General features: G+C 66.7%; 15 protein-coding genes, 1 tRNA gene, 1 other RNA gene and 1 pseudogene. 12 read left to right on the top strand and 6 right to left on the bottom strand.

Going from position 1 to position 18,269, the window contains the following annotated elements:
* The 7 genes from rnpB to Q1K70_RS02690 all read left to right on the top strand — a co-directional run.
* An RNA gene (gene rnpB, locus Q1K70_RS02720) (RNase P RNA component class A) lies at positions 1 to 231 on the top strand; the annotation flags it as partial.
* A 29-nt stretch (positions 232 to 260) separates the two neighbouring features.
* Positions 261 to 1,499 carry a 2-C-methyl-D-erythritol 4-phosphate cytidylyltransferase gene (gene ispD, locus Q1K70_RS02715; protein ID WP_300155406.1) on the top strand — a complete coding sequence of 413 codons (1,239 nt, stop codon included), beginning with the start codon at positions 261 to 263 and terminating at the stop codon, positions 1,497 to 1,499.
* 14 nt (positions 1,500 to 1,513) lie between these two features.
* Positions 1,514 to 1,822, top strand: coding sequence for a type II toxin-antitoxin system HicA family toxin (locus Q1K70_RS02710; RefSeq protein ID WP_300155404.1), 309 nt, complete (start codon positions 1,514 to 1,516; stop codon positions 1,820 to 1,822).
* A gap of 9 nt (positions 1,823 to 1,831) precedes the next feature.
* The gene (locus Q1K70_RS02705) at positions 1,832 to 2,047 is read left to right on the top strand and encodes a hypothetical protein (protein ID WP_300155402.1); all 216 of its coding nucleotides are present in this window, start codon (positions 1,832 to 1,834) and stop codon (positions 2,045 to 2,047) included.
* Between the two features lie 365 nt (positions 2,048 to 2,412).
* The gene (locus Q1K70_RS02700; RefSeq protein ID WP_300155400.1) at positions 2,413 to 3,396 is read left to right on the top strand and encodes a MoxR family ATPase; all 984 of its coding nucleotides are present in this window, start codon (positions 2,413 to 2,415) and stop codon (positions 3,394 to 3,396) included.
* The gene (locus Q1K70_RS02695; protein ID WP_300155399.1) at positions 3,393 to 4,721 is read left to right on the top strand and encodes a VWA-like domain-containing protein; all 1,329 of its coding nucleotides are present in this window, start codon (positions 3,393 to 3,395) and stop codon (positions 4,719 to 4,721) included. Before Q1K70_RS02700 ends, Q1K70_RS02695 begins: the two co-directional genes overlap by 4 nt.
* 13 nt (positions 4,722 to 4,734) lie before the next feature.
* A complete protein-coding gene (locus Q1K70_RS02690) occupies positions 4,735 to 5,193 on the top strand; it encodes a hypothetical protein (protein ID WP_300155397.1) in 459 nt (152 codons plus the stop codon).
* Positions 5,194 to 5,331: 138 nt separating this feature from the next.
* Here the strand turns inward: Q1K70_RS02690 and pgi are convergent, their stop codons facing one another.
* The 4 genes from pgi to Q1K70_RS02670 form a co-directional block, all read right to left on the bottom strand.
* The gene (gene pgi / locus Q1K70_RS02685; protein WP_300155395.1) at positions 5,332 to 6,975 is read right to left on the bottom strand and encodes a glucose-6-phosphate isomerase; all 1,644 of its coding nucleotides are present in this window, start codon (positions 6,973 to 6,975) and stop codon (positions 5,332 to 5,334) included.
* Positions 6,976 to 7,003: 28 nt separating this feature from the next.
* Positions 7,004 to 9,508: a plasma-membrane proton-efflux P-type ATPase gene (locus tag Q1K70_RS02680; RefSeq protein ID WP_300155393.1), complete on the bottom strand. Its 2,505-nt coding sequence runs from the start codon at positions 9,506 to 9,508 to the stop codon at positions 7,004 to 7,006.
* 123 nt (positions 9,509 to 9,631) lie between these two features.
* Positions 9,632 to 11,401, bottom strand: a complete 1,770-nt coding sequence (locus Q1K70_RS02675) for an aldehyde ferredoxin oxidoreductase C-terminal domain-containing protein (RefSeq protein WP_300155390.1) — start codon at positions 11,399 to 11,401, stop codon at positions 9,632 to 9,634.
* Complete coding sequence (locus Q1K70_RS02670) at positions 11,385 to 11,834, bottom strand: 4Fe-4S binding protein (protein ID WP_300155387.1); 450 nt, start codon at positions 11,832 to 11,834, stop codon at positions 11,385 to 11,387. The genes Q1K70_RS02675 and Q1K70_RS02670 overlap by 17 nt, the downstream gene beginning before the upstream one ends.
* Positions 11,835 to 12,019: 185 nt before the next feature.
* Between Q1K70_RS02670 and Q1K70_RS02665 the strand changes: the two genes are divergently transcribed.
* The 3 genes from Q1K70_RS02665 to Q1K70_RS02655 all read left to right on the top strand — a co-directional run bounded on the left by Q1K70_RS02665 (position 12,020) and on the right by Q1K70_RS02655 (position 13,861).
* Positions 12,020 to 12,095: transfer RNA gene (locus Q1K70_RS02665), tRNA-Ala, on the top strand.
* A 357-nt stretch (positions 12,096 to 12,452) separates the two neighbouring features.
* Positions 12,453 to 13,013 (top strand): flavodoxin family protein, encoded by a 561-nt coding sequence (locus Q1K70_RS02660; RefSeq protein WP_300155384.1) that lies wholly within the window; start codon positions 12,453 to 12,455, stop codon positions 13,011 to 13,013.
* 395 nt (positions 13,014 to 13,408) lie between these two features.
* Positions 13,409 to 13,861: a tetratricopeptide repeat protein gene (locus Q1K70_RS02655; RefSeq protein WP_300155382.1), complete on the top strand. Its 453-nt coding sequence runs from the start codon at positions 13,409 to 13,411 to the stop codon at positions 13,859 to 13,861.
* An 85-nt stretch (positions 13,862 to 13,946) separates the two neighbouring features.
* Here Q1K70_RS02655 and Q1K70_RS02650 read toward each other — a convergent pair whose 3' ends face one another.
* Positions 13,947 to 15,455 (bottom strand): hypothetical protein, encoded by a 1,509-nt coding sequence (locus Q1K70_RS02650; RefSeq protein WP_300155379.1) that lies wholly within the window; start codon positions 15,453 to 15,455, stop codon positions 13,947 to 13,949.
* A 220-nt stretch (positions 15,456 to 15,675) separates the two neighbouring features.
* Between Q1K70_RS02650 and Q1K70_RS02645 the strand changes: the two are divergent.
* A pseudogene (locus Q1K70_RS02645) lies at positions 15,676 to 16,614 on the top strand (serine/threonine protein kinase); the annotation flags it as partial.
* Between the two features lie 37 nt (positions 16,615 to 16,651).
* Entirely contained in the window at positions 16,652 to 17,140 is a 489-nt protein-coding gene (locus tag Q1K70_RS02640; RefSeq protein WP_366521643.1) for a universal stress protein, read from the top strand.
* On the opposite strand, the gene pdxA is transcribed toward Q1K70_RS02640, so the two are convergent.
* On the bottom strand, positions 17,137 to 18,168 hold the full coding sequence (pdxA, locus tag Q1K70_RS02635) for a 4-hydroxythreonine-4-phosphate dehydrogenase PdxA (RefSeq protein ID WP_300155373.1): 1,032 nt from the start codon (positions 18,166 to 18,168) through the stop codon (positions 17,137 to 17,139). The genes Q1K70_RS02640 and pdxA overlap by 4 nt on opposite strands.
* Between the last annotated feature and the right edge of the window lie 101 nt (positions 18,169 to 18,269).

Here is an 18,269-nt window from a genome sequence, read left to right as displayed (position 1 = left end):
GCGCGGGTAAGGGTGAAACGGTGGGGTAAGAGCCCACCAGTTGCCGCGGCGACGCGGCAAGCTCGGCAAGCCCCGTTCGGAGCAAAACCAAATAGGAGGGCGTCAAGGCTGGCCCGGCCGTGCCCTCGGGTAGGTTGCTTGAGGCCGCGGGTAATCGCGGTCCTAGAGGAATGACGACCGCCCCGGAGCTTCTCCGGGGAACAGAACCCGGCTTATCGGCCGGCTCCCCTTTTTTTCACCGCCAACCCAAAGGATTTTCCGTGTCCGTGTGGACCGTGCTCCTGGCCGCCGGCTCCGGGACCCGGCTGGCCGAGGCCGCCGGCGGCGTCAAGAAGCAGTTCTTGCGCCTAGACGGCCGGCCGCTCTACTGGCGCTCGCTTCGCGCCTTCGCCAGCCTGCCCGAGGTGGCCGGCGTGGTGGTGGTCTTTCCCCCGGCCGACCTCGAGGAGGCCCGCAAGGAGCTCGAGACGCTCACGGCCAAAAACGACCCCGGCGTGACCGTCGCTGTCGCTCCCGGCGGGGCGCGACGGCAGGATTCCGTGGCCGGCGGCCTGGCCGCCCTGCCGCGGGAGTGCCGGTACGTCCTCGTACACGACGCCGCCAGGCCCTTTGCCGACGCGGCGCTCATCGGCCGGGTCGTGGACGCGCTTTTCGCCGGGGCCAAGGCCGTCATCCCGGTCCTGCCCGTCACGGACACCATCAAGGAGGTGCGCGACGGGCTGGTCGGGCGCACCTTCAAGCGCGACGCCCTGGCCGCCGTGCAAACGCCCCAGGGCTTCGACCTCGCCCTGCTGCGCCAGGCCTTCGCCCATGCCGGCGAGGGCTTCGACGTGACCGACGACGCCAGCCTCGTCGAGCACCTGGGCCAGCCGGTGGCCACCGTTCCCGGCGCGCCCGAAAACCGCAAGATCACCCACCCGGAGGATTTGGCCTTGCTCGCCGCCAGCCCCCCCGCCGCCCTGCCCGTGACCGGCTACGGCTACGACGTCCACCGCTACGCCGACCCCGGACGCCCGGCCAAGCAGCCGGCCCGGCCCATGAGGCTCGGCGGCTACCCCATCCTCGGCGCACCCGAGGTGCTGGCCCACTCCGACGGCGACGTGCTTCTGCACGCCCTTGTCGACGCCATTCTGGGCTGCGTGGCCGGTGGCGACATCGGCACGCTTTTCCCGGACAGCAACCCGGACTTCGACAACATGGCCTCGGGGGTGTTCGTGAGCGAGGCCCTGATCCTGGCCAGGGGCCGGGGACTGACCATCACGCACGTGGACCTGACCGTCATCGCCCAGATCCCGCGCATCGCCCCCCATGCCCAGGCCATACGCCTCAACGTGGCCGCCCTGCTCGGCCTCGACAGGTCCCAGGTCAACGTCAAGGCCACCACCGAGGAGGGCCTGGGGTTCACCGGCGAGAAGAAGGGCATCAAGGCCGTGGCCCTGGTCACGGGCTGGCGACGGCCCCAGGGGCCGGAACCGGCCGAAACCCCAGGCAAGGCATAAGGAAGCGACCGCCCATGGCCCCGAGCGACGCCCCCTGCCCGACGCCGCCCGTCAAGCTCAACAACGCGCGGCTGCGCACCTGGCAGGCGCTTTTCGCCTGCCCGCCCCGGGCGGACATCGCCTGGGACGACGTCACGGCGCTCATCCGGGCCCTGGGCGGCCGGGAAATCCACCACCACCAGAAAACGACCGGCTCGCGGGTGCGGTTCCTCCTCGGCGGGGTCAAGGGCTTCTTCCACCGCCCGCACCCGGAAAACGTACTGGGAAAAGGTTGCGCCGCCGATGTCCGGGACTTTCTCGTCCGGGCCGGCGCGGTCGCCTGAGGGGACACCATGGCCGACGACGCCTGCTACGCCGTCTACAAGGGCTACTGCCTGGAATGCCGCGACGAGGACGGCGCGCTGCACGGCCGCATCGCCGGCATTCGCGACGTGGTGACCTTCCACGGCGACACGCCCGAGGCCCTGCAACGGGCCTTCGAGGAAGCCGTGGACGACTACCTGGCCGTGTGCGGCGAGGCCTGCCTGGAGCCGGACCCGGCCGCCTGATTCCCGTCCTCGCCGTAGAAGAATTCGGCCACGCCACGCGACTGCCCCGATACGTTCCGGCCGACGCCATGGCCGGCGCGCCGCGTCTTTCCCCTGTGACGCGCCCACCCCTTTGCCACGCCTGCCCCAAATCTTCCGGTAACGTCTCGCCAAGCCGCGACCTTGCCCTTGCGACCGGTGCCATTGCGCAGCAGATAGTTGACAATAATTCTCATTGTCAATATCAAAAGTCGTCCCGGATCGTCCGTCCCGGTGGCAATGCCCGGCGCGCCGCCAGGCCTGGAAGTCCGCGCCAGGCGACAACGCACGCTCCTGCGCCGGCGTCGGCGGTTCGGGACAATACCGCATCCGGAGGCATTTTCCGCGTGATTCCTTCCCAAATCGGCCGCGCCCTGACGGCCTGTATCATTGCGCGCCAGCCCGTGTTCCTGTGGGGCCCGCCCGGAGTGGGCAAGAGCCGGGTGGCGGCCCAGACCGCCGCCGCCCTGGAGCTGCCGCTCACGGACATCCGGGCCGTGCTTCTCGATCCCGTGGACCTGCGCGGGCTGCCCCACATCGGTCAGGACGGCCGCACCCACTGGCGCGCTCCGGCCTTTCTGCCGGAAAGCGGCCAGGGCGTGCTGTTCCTCGACGAACTCAACGCCGCTCCGCCGCTGGTCCAGGCCGCCTGCTACCAGCTGATCCTGGACCGGGCCCTGGGCGAATACCGCCTGCCGGACGGCTGGGCCGTCATCGCCGCCGGCAACCGCGACCAGGACCGGGCCGTGACCCACCGCATGCCCTCGGCCTTGGCCAACCGCTTCGTGCACCTGGAATTCGAGGCCCACCTGCCGGACTGGCTCGCCTGGGCCGAAACCGCCGGCATCCGGCCGGAGGTGATGGCCTTTCTGCGCTTCCGGCCGGCGCTTTTGCACGACTTCGACCCGGCCCGGTCCGACCGGTCCTTCCCCTCGCCCCGGTCCTGGGAGTTCGTCTCCACGCTCCTTGCCGCCCGGCCCGATCCGGCCGTGGAAGCGGCCCTTGTGGCCGGGGCCGTGGGCGAGGGCGCGGCCGTGGAATTCACGGCGTTCCTGCGCCTGTGGCGGGAGCTGCCCGACACCGAGGGCGTGCTGGCCGATCCCGACGCCGCCCCGGCCCCCAGCGACCCGGCCGTGGCCTCGGCCATTTGCGAGGCCCTGGGTCGCCGGGCCAGCCCGGCGACCATGCCGGCCCTGGCCAGGTACGCCTCGCGCCTGCCGGCGGAATTCGGGGTGCTGCTCATGCGCGAGGCCGTGCGCAACGACAAGGCCGCGGCCGCGACGGACGCCTTCGCCGCCTGGGCCCGGGACAACGCCGAGGTGTTCGCGTGAACGGGCCGGACCCGGTCGCCCGAAAGCTCGCCCGGGCCAGGATGGAGCTGGTGCTGGGGCATCCCTTTTTCGGGGCCATGGCCCTGCGCCTTTTCCTGCGCGAGGACACGTCCTGCGCCGACCTTTGGACCGACGGCGTGGCGCTCGGCTACAACCCCAACGCCCTGGCTTCTCGCGACGAGGAAGAGATCGCGGCCATGCTGGCCCACGTGATCCTGCACGTGAGCTTCGAGCACCACCTGCGCCGCCGGGACCGGGAGCCGGGACTGTGGAACAAGGCCTGCGACCTGGCCGTAAACGGCCTTTTGGCCGAGGCCGGCTTCACCCTGCCCAAGGGCTACCGCTTCGAGGCCGGCCACGCCGGCCGCACGGCCGAGGCCATCTACGCCGTCCTTTCCGGCGAGCTCGAGGAGCGCCCGGGCGGCGGCGGCAAGCCGTCGCGGCGCAAGGACGCCCCCGCGCCCGAGGCTGCGGGCGGCGGCGAGGGCAACGCACCCTTCGCCGGCAAGCTCCGCGAGGCCGAGGCCAAACCCGGGGACTTCGACGACGCCGAGGCCACGCGCCGACGCCAGTCCGCCGCCGGGGAAAAGGACGCCCCGGACAAGGCCCGCGACGGCGCGACGACGTCTTCCGTGGGCGAGGTCCGCGACCACCCGGACCTGGCCGGCGACCCGAGCGAGACCAGGCGAAAGGAGTTGGCGACGCGGCTGCGTCAGGACGTGAGCCAGTCCCTTCGCAGCGCGGCGGACATGGGCAACCTGCCGGCGGGCCTGGCCCGGCATCTGGGCGAACTGGCCCGGCCGCGCCTGCCCTGGGCCGTGGTGCTGCGCCGGTTCATCCTGTCGCGCGCGGTCAGCGACTACACTTGGTCGCCGCCCAACCGCCGCCACGTCCACCTGGGGCTCTACCTCCCCTCCCCGCGCAGCCAGCAGCTCGGCGACGTGGTCCTGGCCATCGACACGTCCGGGTCGGTGGGCGAGGCGCTGCTGCGGGCCTTTTGCGCCGAATTGTCGGCCATTCTCGACGCCTGCGACACGCGGCTCGTGGTCTATTTCTGCGACGCTGCCGCGTCCGAGCCGCTTTTTCTCGGCCGAAGCGACCCACTCCCGGCCCTTTTTCCCAAAGGCGGCGGCGGCACGGACTTCCGGCCGGTCTTCGCCAAAGTGGAGGAAGCCGGCCTGCGCCCGGCCTGTCTGATCTATCTCACGGACATGGAATGTAACCGTTTTCCGGAGCAACCGCCCTACCCGGTGCTGTGGGCCGTGCCCGAATCGGCCCGAAACCGCCCGCCCTTCGGCGACGTCCTGGAACTGCCGGCGACATAAGGAGGCTCACCCCATGCTCATCACCTGGCGCATCGAAAAACGACGCGGCAACCTGCGGCCGGAACTGACCTATTCCGTGATCCTCGAAGGCCACGAAAAGGGGCTGGCCCTGCCCTACGTGCGGGTGGATTCGACCATCCCCGAGCCGCCCTCGTCCTGGCAGGCCCACTGCCACCCGGGCGAGCACGAGCGGGCCGGCGCGCCGCCAGCGGGTTTCTACAGCCTGGCCACGCCGAGCCATGCCATGCGCGGCACCGGGCAGACGTTGCGCCTGCCCTGGCGGGAGGACAACGCCTATCCCGAGGTGGAGGAGTCGTTCAAACTGCTGCGCGCGGCTTTCGAGAAGGAGCTGGCGGCGGCCCACGCCAGCGAGCCCATGGATGTGACGGGAAAGCTGGCGGTGTCCTGCGAGCTCAAGCGCGACATGGCCCTGGCCATCGTGGCCGACCGGTTGCTGCGCATCGCCGGATAGCGTCGCGCCCTTTGACGTATCAGGTGGGAAGCCTCCGGCGGCCAAAGGGCTCCCGCCCTTTGGAATCCCACAAGCCTTTCAGCTTATGCAGCACCTTGCCGCCGCGCCGGGATGCGACCCGGCGCGGCGGCGGGGCAACTATCCCCGCAATTCCTTGTAATAATTGATCAGCGCATTGGTCGAACAGTCGTGCGAGGCCACGGGCTTTCCATCCTCCAGTTCCTTGAGGATGGCGCCGGCCAGCACCTTGCCGAGCTCCACGCCCATCTGGTCGTAGGAGTTGATGTCCCAGATCGTGCCCTGGGTGAAGATCTTGTGCTCGTAGAGCGCGATGAGCGTGCCCAAGGTCTTCGGGTCCAGGGTCTCGTACAGGAACGAGTTGGTCGGCCGGTTGCCCGTAAAGGACTTGGCCCGCGACAGCAGCTCCAGGCGCTCGGGCGCGTAGCCCTTGCCGGAAAGCTCCTCGCGGGCCTGCTCCACGGTCTTGCCGAGCATGAGCGCCTCGGTCTGGGCGAAAAAGTTCGACAGCAGCATGTCCTGGTGCCGGCCCAGGGGATTGTGGCTTTTGGCCGCGGCCAGGAAGTCGCAGGGGATGAGCTTCTTGCCCTGGTGGATGAGCTGATAGAAGGCGTGCTGGCCGTTGGTGCCGGGCTCGCCCCAGAGGATGGGGCCGGTGGTGTAGTCCAGGAACCGGCCGTCGCTTGACACCGACTTGCCGTTGCTCTCCATGTCGCCCTGCTGGAAGTAGGCGGCGAAACGGGTGAGGTACTGGTCGTAGGGCAAAATCGCCTGGGTCTGCGCGCCGAAGAAGTTGTTGTACCAGACGCCGAGCAGGCCCATGACGATGGGAATATTTCGCTCCAACGGCGCGGTGCGGAAGTGCTCGTCGGCGACGAACGCCCCTTCCAGCATGGCCTCGAACTTGTCGAAGCCCACGGCCAGGGCGATGGAGAGCCCGATGGCCGACCACAGGGAATAGCGCCCGCCGACCCAGTCCCAGAAGGCGAACATGTTGTCCGTGTCGATACCGAAGGCGGCCACGGCTGCGGCGTTGGTGGAAAGGGCCACGAAATGCCTGGCCACGGCCGCCTCGTCTTTCGCATGGGCGAGGAACCAGTCCCGGGCCGTGTGGGCGTTGGCCATGGTTTCGAGGGTGGTGAAGGTTTTCGAGGCGATGATGAAAAGCGTGGTTTCGGGGTCGACGCGCTTGAACGTCTCGGCCAGGTGCGTGCCGTCCACGTTGGAGACGAAATGCGCGGTCATGCCCGGCACGGCGTAATGGGCCAGGGCGAGCGTGGCCATCTGCGGCCCCAGGTCCGAGCCGCCGATGCCGATATTGACCACGTCGGTGATCTTTTTGCCGGTGTACCCCTTCCAGGCCCCGGAATGGACCCGGGCGCAGAAGTCGCGCATCTGGGCCAACACCCTCTTCACCTCGGGCATGACGTCCGCGCCGTCCACGACGATCGGCCGGTCGGCGCGGTTGCGAAGGGCCACGTGGAGCACGGCCCGGTCCTCGGTGCGGTTGATTTTGGCCCCGGAAAACATGGCATCGCGCCGGGCCTCGACGCCCGCCTCCCGGGCCAGGCCGAAAAGCAGGGCCATGGTCTCGTCCGTGACCCGGTTTTTCGAATAGTCGAAGAGGATATCCCCCAACCGCAGGGAAAACTTGCCGAACCGGCCGGAATCGGCGGCGAAGAGGTCCCGCATGCGCAGGTCGCGGGCCATCTCGAAATGCTCGGCCAGGGCCGCGTAGGCGGGCAGTTCCGTGAAAAGCGGCATGGGCGTGCTCCTTGGAGGGGACGGATGGTTAGGGTCTTGCCGTCGTCGCGGCGGCAGGGTGCAGCAGGCGGTTGACGCGGCCGAAAAACCGGCGGTTCGCCGGGCGATCCATGGCCAAGTGCCCGTATACCACGAGCTTGGCCCAATCTTCAATAAAAAGCCAGACGATGCAGTAGGCCCAGATGAGCCCCACATACTCCCAGGGGATGGCGGCCACAAACCAGCCCAGGCCCACGCAGGCCGTGGCCAATGCCTTGGTGGCCAGGGCCGACCAGACCATGGCCGGAGCCGGATGGGGGCTGGCCCAGAACGGCCGGCGCGACCGGGCCACGAAGAGCGTCAGGTGCCCGGCCACGGCCAGCTTCAGGAAGACGAAGGACTGGATCTGGGCCAGGTCGAGCTTCAGGTAGGTCTTGGCCAGGATGAGCAGGCCGAAGGTCTCCACGACGCCGATGACGCCGAGCACCGTGGAGAGCGTCAGCACCCGGCGCATGTCCCAGCGCACCGGGTTGGGGTCCAGGTAGGTGTTGTCGTAGGCGATGGTCATGATGGGCACGTCGTTTAAAAGCGCCAGCAGGATGATCATGACGGCCGTTATGGGATAGAAGTCGTAGACCAGGATGGCCAGCACCACGAAGAGCATGATGCGGATGGTCTCGGTGATGCGGTAGATGGCGTAGGAATTCATGCGCTCGAAGATGCGGCGGGCGTATTCCACCGCCTCGACGATGACGGACAGGCCCGGGGCGGTCAGCACCAGGTCGGCGGCGGCCCGGGCCGCGTCCGTGGCCCCGGACACGGCGATGCCGACGTCGGCCTGCTTGAGCGCCGGGGCGTCGTTGACGCCGTCGCCGGTCATGCCGACGAGGTGCCCTCTATTCTGGAGCGCCTTGACGATGCCGTACTTGTGCTCGGGAAAGACCTGGGCGAAGCCGTCGGCCGATTCGATGCGCGCCTCCACGTCCGCGCCCAGGCGCGAGACGTCGGCACCCTCGGCGAAGAAGTCCCCGGCCGGGACGATGCGGTCGCCAAGGCCGAGCTGGCGCGAGATTTCCCGGGCGATGGCCGTGTTGTCGCCGGTGACCATCTTGACGGCGATGCCGTGTTCGCCTGCCTTGGCGATGGTCGCGGCCGAATCCTCCCGGGGCGGATCGGAAAGGGGCAAGATGCCGCAGAAACTCCAAGTCCCCTCCCCTTCCTTGCGGGCCACGCCGAGCGTGCGCGAGCCCTTGGCGGCCAGCCCTTCCACGGCGGCGTCGGCCCGGGCCGCGTCCTCGGCGGAAAGCGCGCACAGGCCCATGACCACTTGGGGCGCGCCCTTGGTCACGGCGAACGTCGCGCCCGAGGCGTCGGTCACGCTGGCCTCGGTGCGCTTGCCCACGGGATCGAAGGGGGTAAAGGACGTCTGGGTAAAGCCGGCCAGCGCCTTCTTGTCCGCCAAGCCGTCCAGGATGGCCAGATCGATGGCGTCGCGGTCCTCGGCCTTGGAGGCCAGCGCGCCGAGCAGGAGCAGCCCGGCCGCATCCCCGGCCCCGAACACGATGGGCTCGCCCAGGGTGAGCCTGTTTTGCGTCAGCGTGCCGGTCTTGTCCGAGCACAGGATGTCCATGCCGGCCATCTCCTCGATGGCCTCCAGGCGCGAGACGATGGCCCTAAGCCGGGACAGCGCCAGCGCGCCCACGGCCATGGTCACGGAGAGCACCGCCGGCATGGCCACGGGGATGGCGGCCACGGTGAGGATCAGCGCGAACTGGGCCAGCTCCAGGAGCTTCTCGCCCCGGTCGAGCCCCACCAGGATGAGCACGGCCACCATGGCCAGCGTCAGGTAGATCAGGTAGTTGCCGATGGTCATGACGGCTTTCTGGAAGTGCGAGGGCGCGCCGGCCGTGGAGACCAGCCGGGCGGTGCGGCCGAAGAAGGTGTTCGCGCCCGTGGCCGTGACCACGGCCACCATCTCGCCCTGCTTGGCCACGGCCCCGGAATAGACCGTGTCGCCGACTTTTTTGGCCACGGGCAGGGATTCGCCGGTGAGCGCCGCCTGGTCGACGCTCAGGTAGTCGCCCTCGAGGCACACGGCGTCGGCCGGGATGACGTCGCCCAGGCGCAGGCGGACCACGTCGCCGACGACCAGGGCGGCGGCGTCCACCTCGCCCCAGGCCCCGTCGCGAAGGGCTCTGGCTCGTAGCGCCAGCTGTTTTTTCAGCGCCGCCAGGGCGTTTTCCGCCTTGTGCTCCTCGAAAAAGCCGATGGCCGCGTTAAAAACGAGCAGCACCAGGATGATGGTCAGGTCCGCCCAGTGGCCGACCACGGCCGAGAGCGCCGCCGCCGCCTCGATCATCCAGGGGATGGGGCCCCAGAAGTAGCCGAAGAGCCTAAGGAGCGGATTGACCTTCTTTTCGGGCAGGGCGTTGGGGCCGCCCGCCTCCAGGCGCTTGGCCGCCTCGGCGGCGGTCAGGCCGGCCGGCGTGGCCCGGGCCTCCTTGAGGATCGCTTCGAGAGGCTTTCGCGGCGCGCCTTGCGGCTGCTCGGCCATGGCGGACTCCTTTCCCGGAGGGGTGCGAGAGGGAAACCGAAAGTTCCTTGCCCGCACCGCTACCACGAGGCGCGGCGGAATGCACGGCCCGCCGCCGCATCGCTTGCGAGCGTCGCCGTACCGTCACACGGCCGGACGCGGCGAGCCGAGCGACAGCACAGCTTCGGCGTAACCCGCGCGCAGGGCCTCCATGTAGGCCGCATCCACCGGCCCCTTCCAGGTCTCGATCTCGGCGAAGCGTTTGGGGATGCGCGTGGCCCTGGGGTCGTATCCCGTGGCCATCTTGAGCCGCCAGCGGGCCCGACGGGCGTTTTCCGCCGCCGCGTCGATGCCGGCCGCCAGTTCGGGCAGGCCAAGGCACGTCAGGACCTGGGCCACGACGTCGGGCTTGTAGACCTCGCGGGCGAAGAGGCAGGCCACGAGGCAGGTCAGGAGCACGCGTTCGCGCTCGTCGTCCACCAGGAACCTGACCACCTTCTCCACATCCTTTTCCTTGTGCTTCTGGTCGTAGGAATAGGCCCCGGTGTCCAGGTGGGAATGGCGGAAGGACACGGTCTGGGAGGCGAAGTAGGTCTCGCCCGTGGCGTAGCCGGCCATCTCCTGGCCGAGCACGCAGGCGAAGTCCTCGCCGCCGTAGGCCTTGGCGGCCACGAGCGCCCCCTGGCCCAGGGCGGCGTAGAAGTCGTTGGCCTTGTGCCCGATGAGCCACATGGCCCGCTTGAAGGCGGCGGCGTCGCCGAAGGCCAGCTTCACCTCGGTCTCCTTTTCCGAAACCAGGCCCTTTTGCGTGGCCTCCACGGCCCAGGCCAGGGCCACGCCGGCGGAGATGACGTCCAGACCCTGCCGGTCGGCCATGTCGTTTATGGCCAGCACCTCGCTGGGGTCGGTCACGCCGAGCATGGGGCCCACGGCGAAATTGGGCTCGTGGTCGTAGGCCACCTGGTGGATGGCGAAGCGGTGGGACGAGGAGAACATCTCGCGCACCATGCCGACGTGGATGCAGCCCACCGGGCAGCCGGCGCAGGCGGCGTTGTGCATGAGGAGCTTTTCCGCGAAGGCCTCGCCCGAGATCTTGTCCGCCTCGGGGTCGCTGGTGGCGCTCAGGTTGCGCCAGGGCAGGGATTTGAGGGCGTTTAGGGGCAGGACGTTGGCCGGCGTGCCCAGGTCGTGGTATTTCTCCATCATGCCCGAGGAGGTGACCTTCTCGTGGATGTCCTTGAAGAGCTTGGGATAGGCCTTGTCCTCGGGTAGGGGCAGGTCGCCGTCGCCCATGACCACCAGGGCCTTGCAGTTCTTCGCGCCCATGACCGCGCCCGCGCCCAGGCGGCCGAAGTGGCGGTAGGTGTCCACGTTGATGCAGGCGTAGGCGCTGCCGTTTTCGCCGGCCGGGCCGATGCGCAGGATGCTGCGGTGGCCCGAGGCCCCGGCGGCGATTTTTCGCAGGAGCTTGCCCGTGGTGAACACGTCCGCCCCGCGCAGGTAGTGGACGTCGAGGAGTTCGATGCGCCGGGAGCCGACGACCAGCGTCGACAGGCGCTCGGCCCTGCCTGTCAGCACAAGAGCGTCGAAGCCGGCGAAGCGCAGGGCGAGCGCCGAGCGGCCGCCGGCGTGGGACTCGGCGTAGTTGCCGTTGTACGGCGACTTGAAGCCGCACACGGTCTTGCTCATGAGCGGGAAGTAGCCCGTGGCCGGGCCGATGGCGAAAATCAGCGGCTGGCCGGGATCGAAGGGCGCGGCCCCGGGCAGGCCGTATTTTTCGTAGAGCAGCGCCGCCAGGCCCGAGCCGCCGATGACCTCGCCCCGTCCCGGCACAAGCGCGATGTCGCCGCGCCTGGCCGAAAGGTCGTACACGAGGACGCGAAAGAGGGTTTTGTCGTTATTTGTCGGCGACATGGCAGCTCTCCAGGCAGGGAGCGGCGGGCGCGGCGGCCTCCACCAGCTCCAGGCAGTCGTGGGGGCAAAAGGGGATGCACTGGCCGCAGTGGACGCAGACGTTGGGGTTGCCGCCGGCGTCGAGGTTGATGGCCTCCACGGGACAGGCGGCGGCGCATTTGCCGCACTGCACGCACAGGGATTTCTTGAGCAGCACCCCGCCGCCGGACTTGCGCGGGGCCATGGCCCCGGTGGGGCAGGCGGCGGCGCAGGGGGCGGGATCGCAGGCCAGGCACAGGACGGCCTGGAAGCCGCTGGACACGCCGCCGGTGGAGCGGATGCGGATGCCGGCGGTGTTCCAGGAAAAACTTTTGTAGACAAGCCTGGCGCAGGCCAGGGAGCAGGAATGGCAGCCGATGCAGCGCTCCATCCGCAGGGCGCGATGGACTTTCATGAACGGGCTCCTTTTGGCCATCGGCCAAAAAAGGCATAATGGTTCCGGACAATTCCAGCTGATACTGTGGCAGAGGCCGCCTTCGCGGTCAACCGCCCGCCGGGCGAAGATCGGATTTTTGCCGGGCCGGCGGCAGGGATTCCTTGACCGCCCCCCGGATTGCGCCTATAGACCTTTTTTCCAACGGGGGCGTAGCTCATCTGGGAGAGCGATGCGTTCGCAACGCATAGGTAGTGGGTTCAAGTCCCATCGCCTCCACCAAGAAAATCAGGGCCTTGCGACAATACGTCGCAAGGCCCATTTTCTTTGCTCCGCTGCCCGACGCGCCGGGGGAGGCGATCAATTTGATACACGCAGTTGGAGTACGGCGGCGAGCGATTCGGCACTGATTTGCCCAGCGCGGCAATACCCCGCCCCTTGCGTCCAACGCCTGCCGACTCGCCGCAAGCGCCTCCAGGCAAATATGGGAAGCGCTTTCCCGCATCTTGAGCCTGCCCTGCCCCATTCGCTTGCACAGGCGAACATACACATCGTCATTCGGCTCTCGTTCGCGGGCGACATCACGCCAAAAGCAATAGAGGAAAATGATCAGGCATAGGGGAGGAAGAAATGAGAGTCATGGGATTCAACGCCAGCCCGCGCAGGAAAGGCAACACCGCCTGGGCCATCGACAAAATACTTGAAGGCGCGAAAGAACGGGGAGCAGAAATCCAATCATGGCATTTCAACGATCTCGACATCAAACCGTGCCAGGGTTGTTTCGGCTGCAAAAATGGAGACAGGGGATGTCTTCTCAACGACGACATGCACAGGATTTACGACGCGATCGTGCAGGCCGACGCACTCGTTCTCGGCTCGCCGGTTTACATGGGGCAGATGAGCGGCCAAGCGAAAATCTTCACCGACCGATTGTCCGCCCAACACAATCCGCGATTCTCGCCGCATTTCAAGGAATGCAACACCCCGAAAACGAAGCTAATCCTGGTGTTCACCCAGGGAAACCCCAATTCCGGCTTGTTTCAATCGTATTATGATTATACGAAAAATATATTTCAACTTCTTGAATTTGACGTCAAAGGCTTACATGTCGTTACAGGCATGCGAAACGGACCGGCACGTGAAAGGGAGGACCTGCACGTCGCCATGAAGGCCATCGGCTCGTCACTGGTTTTGGCATAATACCCGAAACAATAAAAACATCACAGCAAAGCCATGTCTTGGCATCGAAGCGACGCCCATCGGACGCCGCAGGCACGCTCGCATTCGCTCTTTACTTGCAAACAACCAAACAGCATGCGCACGACGGTTTGTTTTTGCATAAAATAAATATTTACAAATATGCAAGCAGCCGACTATATTCAAATTCGCACGAAGACACGAACAAAGAAAAACGAGTCCATCACAAAAATACACCCAGATAGCGCTTTTTAAAAAACAAGAGGCTCCGCATGCTCCGGCCCGCCCTTCACCCATTGCTAGTATTTCTCCCATTGTTGATTTTCTTTGCAATTTACATAACAATAATGGCAACACTCTTTATTTATTTCAAAAGAAGATACCCTAACGACATGGTCATGGGCGTTTGCCTGGCTTTTTCCGTTGGCCCTTTAAATCAGTTTTATATCGCACAATCTTCCGCGATATACTTCGTCCTCACGATCGTCCTGATTTTCATCAGTGGCTTGATCAATAAAAGCCTTATATATATCACGGCAACCACCATCCCTGCTCTTGTTATGTTCATCAGAATGAAATACATCACCCCATGTTGGAAAGGGAAATACGATTCCCTACTGGACATCGGGACCGTCTTTCTCTCAAACGGCGAATACCATCAAGCGCTTCACTACTTAAAAAATGCAATAAAAGACAATCCCGCCGGCCATGATGCGCTTTGCGCTCTTGGATTGTGTTATGCGAATCTAAAAAAGACAGACAAATCAATTCTCTACATAAACAAGGCCTCCGAACTCGGCAGTGAAGCCGCAAAGGAATATCTCAAAAACAATTCTTTTACTTCGCGTTGACATCAAAGCGCGCCGCAGGACTACACTGCCGCCTTGCGTCGCAACGCTATGAGACAACGGAAAAACAACCTACCAACGACGCCGCTTAGGGCTTTGCCTCGCCTGGCGCGCGTTTGTAGAACACGCTGTATCCCTCATTGCTGAAGCCCTCCTCCCAGTCCGGGAGGCGGCGCATGTGTTCCCAGGCCTTTTCCTTTTTCTTGAGCACCACGATGTCCGCGCCGTATTGGTCCAGGAACTCCCCGACGTCGATGCGGCCGTTGACGAAGGCGAAATAGGCGTCGGTGTAGGCGTCGTCGTAGACCGTCTCGTAGCGGCCATCCATGCCGACCTTGAAGGCCGGGGGCAACTCCCACAGCAGATATTCGCCCCACTCGAACTGCGGCATGATCCTGCCCGCGCCTCTCGTGGCCAGGATGTGGCGCAGGCCGTCCACGGGATAGAACATGATGCCGCCGCGCGCATCGTAGGCCGCCACGTCGGACACGACGATGCGCGCGATGCCCCGCCGCCAAAGGGACGCCCCCTGCCAGACGCCGTAGCCCAGGGCGACCAGAAAAAGGCCTGGCAGGGCCAGGCGGCGCAAGGGCGCAAGGCACGCCAGCAGCCGGCCCGCCGCCTCGTCGAGATAGGCCGGCACGTAAAGGACCACGGCCAGGCACAGATAGGTGAGCATACGCACCGACTTGGCGGCAGCAAAGAGAAACCCGAAGAGCATCAGGAGCGATATGGCGTCCCGCCTGCCCTTCCCGAGCAGGGCGGCGGCCAGGACGAGCACGGCCAGGGCGGCGAAAAAGACGCCGAACTCCGGGTACGCCTTGATGAAATGAAAAATGCTCTGCCACTCCAGGATGTCCGGCCGGGGGTGCTTCCAGGCGTAAAGGAAAAAGAGCCACACGGACGGCCCGTACGGCGTGACGCAGCTCGCGGCCAGACACCCAAGCCCCACGCCGGCGAGGCGCAACGCCAGACGGCGGTCGCCGCCGACAAACGCGCCCACGGCGTAGGCGCCAAGGGCCAGAAACCCCACCGCCACCTCGCCGTGCAGGTTGGCCCACAAGGCGAAGAGCGGAAAAAGCCACAGGGAGGAAAGGAATCTCCCGCGCCGGCAACGCTCCAGCACCAGCACCGTGACCACGAAGAAGAGGTGGGAAAAGACCTTGGCCCGCACCGGGCTGGCGTTCATGGTGAAAACGGGCACCACGTACAAGGCGGCGCAGTAGACCACCGCCTGGCGCGCCCCCCGGCCCACGGCCGCGGCGGCGGCCAGGAAAAGCGTGAGCAGAAGCGCCGCGTACTTGCAGTATTGGAGAAATTCCAGGCCGAAGGCGGCCACGGCCTTGTAATAGAGCACGCCGAGCAGCCACTCGTGGTAGACCCAGGCTTCCTTGACCGGGGTGAAGGCGAAGACGTCCTTCCAGGGAAACCCGCCCTCCCAGAACAGCCGACCAAAGGCGAGGTAGCCCCACAAGTCCGGATCGGCGTTGGTCTGGGCCGTGCGGCTTACGAGATACACGCCGAGCGCCGCCCAGGCGACGAGCCAGAACGCCTGCTCCGTCCATGCGCCGCGATTGAACGCTGCCGTCGCTGCCATACCCTCCCCTTTGCGGCCCGTTGCACGCCGCCGTCTCCGACGCTGCCCCTCCCGGCGATCGGGAGCGCCGCCCCCCATGCCTAGCCTTTTTGCGCGCCCGGGCACAAGCGCGCCGGGAAGGTTCTCAACCGGCCGCGGAGACGCGTTATTTTCCGCCCGGCATTGCCCGCCGCCCCGGATTCGGGCATAGGGGAGGAAAAACGACTTCCGCGAGGTCGCCTTGCCCCCATCCGCCCGAGAACTGCTGGCCCGCCTGGCCCCGGATTTCCCCACCCGGCACGTGGGGGAAATCCACACCGACACCACGGAATTCATGCGCATCGGCTACGGCGACGTCATCGCCCTGGGCGAGCGCCGTTTCCTGGTACTGCGCGACGAGGCCGAGCGCCGCTTCGGCCTGGAGGACCCCAAGTTCTGGGTCAAGCGCTGCCGCGACCTGGAAACCGGCGGCCGCAACCTCGTCAAGCTGGTGTTCCACGAATCCTTTCCCATGACCATCGGGTCCATGGTCGTCACCTGCACGCGCAGCCCGCGCAAGGAATCGCGCATCCTGGACCTCGTGCGCGGCGACGACCGCTTCATGCAGGGCATAACCGTTCCCGACACGGCGGAAAATCCGGTGCGCATCCTGGACCTGGTACCGGGCAAGCGCCTGGACGAAAAGATCGAGGCCCTGGAGACCTCCCACAGGGAATACTTCTTCGACATGTTTCCCGAGGTGCTCGCCCGCTTCATCGAGGCCTGCCAGGCCATCGCCTGGCTCCACGAACGGGGCGAAAAGCACGGCGACGTCCGCCGCGACCACCTCTACGTCCGCTACGACACCGGAACCTACACCTGGATCGACTTCGACTACACCTTCGACTTCCAGGACAGCCCCTTCGGCCTGGACCTCTTTGGCCTGGGCAACATCCTCCAGTTCCTCGTCGGCATGGGGCAGCACACCACCCAGTCCGTCTCGCCGCAGGCGCGCGCCCACATCAGCCCGGACGACTGCTCCATCATGTTCCCCAACCGTATCGTCAACCTGCGCAAGCTCTTTCCCTACGTGCCCGAAGCGCTCAACAACGTGCTGCTGCGTTTTTCCATGGCGGCCAACGTCTTCTACGACGCCACGCCCGACCTCATCCGCGACCTCGAACGGGCGCTCGCCGCCGTGAAAAGCAGCGCTGACACCCTCGCCAAACGGAGCGGCCATGAACATCGAAAAGATAATGATCGCCTTCGACGGCTCGGAAAATTCCCGGCGGGCCGTGGCCTACACCGCCGCCATGACCGGGACCGGCCCCGAGCGGCGCGTGACCGTGGCGGCCATCGAACGGCCGCCGGACCGCGACCTTTTCCCCGACGACGCCTCGTGGAAGGACGAATGCGCCAGGCGCGTGGCGCGCGTGCACGAGGCCCTGGGCGAGGCCCGGGCCATGCTGCTTAGGGCCGGCCTGGCCGAGGACCGGGTGGAGACGCGGTTCGTGGCCAGCTGCCGCTCGCCCCTTCGCGAATCGCAGGAATGCAGCATCGGCACGAGCATCGCCCTGGAAATCCTGCGGCTGGCCGAGGAAGGCGGCTACGGCACGGTGGTGGTCGGCCGCCGGGGCGTGTCCAAGCAGGAGGAATTCCTGTTCGGCAGCGTCTCGACCAAGATCATCCAGGCGGCCAAGGGCCTGGCCGTGTGGGTGGTGGCCTAGCAGCCGCCGCCCGTCAGCCTGCGCGCCAGCTCCAGGGCCGCCCGCAGACTCCCGAAGTCGGCCCGGCCCGTGCCCACGAGCTCGAAGGCCGTGCCGTGGCCGACCGAGGTGCGCACGTACGGCAGCCCCAGGGTCACGTTCACGGTCTCGCGAAAGTGCAGCATCTTGAGCGGCGGCAGCCCCTGGTCGTGGTACATGGCCAGTATGGCGGAAAATTCGCCCCCGACCGCCCGGTGAAAGACCGTATCCGCCGGCAGCGGCCCCACGGCGCGTATGCCCTTGGCCACGGCCGCGGCCACGGCCGGATGCACCACATCCTCGTCCTCGCGGCCGAGGAGCCCCCCCTCCCCGGCATGGGGATTGAGCCCGCACACGGCGATGGGCGCGGCGGCCATCCCCAGGCGCTTCACATAGTCCCATGTCAGTTCCAGGCACAGGGCGACCCGGTCGTAGGTGACCAGCGAGGGCACCCGTGAAAGCGGCGGATGGGTGGTGACGAGGCTTACCCGCAGCACCGGGCCGCACAGGTGCATGCACACCCCGGCCCGGCCCACGCCCGAACGCTCGGCCAGGAATTCGGTATGCCCCGGAAAGGCGAAGCCGGCTTCGTTCAGCGCCCTTTTCGACAACGGCCCGGTCACGAGCCCCCAGTCGGCATGCCGGGCCAGGATGGAAACGGCGTATTCCAGGGACTCGCCGGCGGCCAGCCCGCCGGCCGGCGTCTCCTTGCCCGGCGTGACCGGGAGTCCCTCCAGGCGCGGCGGGGAAAGAAGATAGACGCCGGGAGGCGATGCGGCGAGATCGTCCGGGGCCTCGGCGGACAGCGACGTCCAGAACCGGGGGAGGGACAGGCGCTGGCAGTGCGCGGCCAGGGCCGCCTCGGGACCGATGAGCCCGAGCCGCAGGGAAGCATGGCATTGCGGGGCCTCGGTCAACAGCCGGCAGACGAGTTCCGGCCCGATGCCGTTGGCGTCGCCGAGGGTGAGCAGAATGGGGGGCGCGGAGGCAGATGTGGTGGATGTCGTCATTTGGTTCTTATGCTTTTGTTTGTTGGCATGGCGCGTTGATTGGTCGGTCGGCCGGGTCGGGCCTTGGGCGCGGCGGGAGGCGCATATTTGAAGAATACGCC

Origin of the sequence: Solidesulfovibrio sp., assembly GCF_029978005.1 — a bacterium.
GTDB lineage: Bacteria > Desulfobacterota > Desulfovibrionia > Desulfovibrionales > Desulfovibrionaceae > Solidesulfovibrio.
The sequence above is the reverse complement of the archived record's forward strand: the minus strand, read 5'-3'. Positions and strand labels throughout refer to the sequence as shown.

Coding starts and splice junctions, on each gene's coding strand:
- Q1K70_RS02675 (WP_300155390.1), bottom strand. CDS start 11,401: ATGTCGCCGACAAATAACGACAAAACCCTCTTTCGCGTCCTCGTGTAC.
- Q1K70_RS02680 (WP_300155393.1), bottom strand. CDS start 9,508: ATGGCCGAGCAGCCGCAAGGCGCGCCGCGAAAGCCTCTCGAAGCGATC.
- Q1K70_RS02640 (WP_366521643.1), top strand. CDS start 16,652: ATGAACATCGAAAAGATAATGATCGCCTTCGACGGCTCGGAAAATTCC.
- Q1K70_RS02650 (WP_300155379.1), bottom strand. CDS start 15,455: ATGGCAGCGACGGCAGCGTTCAATCGCGGCGCATGGACGGAGCAGGCG.
- Q1K70_RS02690 (WP_300155397.1), top strand. CDS start 4,735: ATGCTCATCACCTGGCGCATCGAAAAACGACGCGGCAACCTGCGGCCG.
- Q1K70_RS02710 (WP_300155404.1), top strand. CDS start 1,514: ATGGCCCCGAGCGACGCCCCCTGCCCGACGCCGCCCGTCAAGCTCAAC.
- Q1K70_RS02655 (WP_300155382.1), top strand. CDS start 13,409: ATGGGCGTTTGCCTGGCTTTTTCCGTTGGCCCTTTAAATCAGTTTTAT.
- Q1K70_RS02670 (WP_300155387.1), bottom strand. CDS start 11,834: ATGAAAGTCCATCGCGCCCTGCGGATGGAGCGCTGCATCGGCTGCCAT.
- Q1K70_RS02705 (WP_300155402.1), top strand. CDS start 1,832: ATGGCCGACGACGCCTGCTACGCCGTCTACAAGGGCTACTGCCTGGAA.
- Q1K70_RS02660 (WP_300155384.1), top strand. CDS start 12,453: ATGGGATTCAACGCCAGCCCGCGCAGGAAAGGCAACACCGCCTGGGCC.
- pgi (WP_300155395.1), bottom strand. CDS start 6,975: ATGCCGCTTTTCACGGAACTGCCCGCCTACGCGGCCCTGGCCGAGCAT.
- pdxA (WP_300155373.1), bottom strand. CDS start 18,168: ATGACGACATCCACCACATCTGCCTCCGCGCCCCCCATTCTGCTCACC.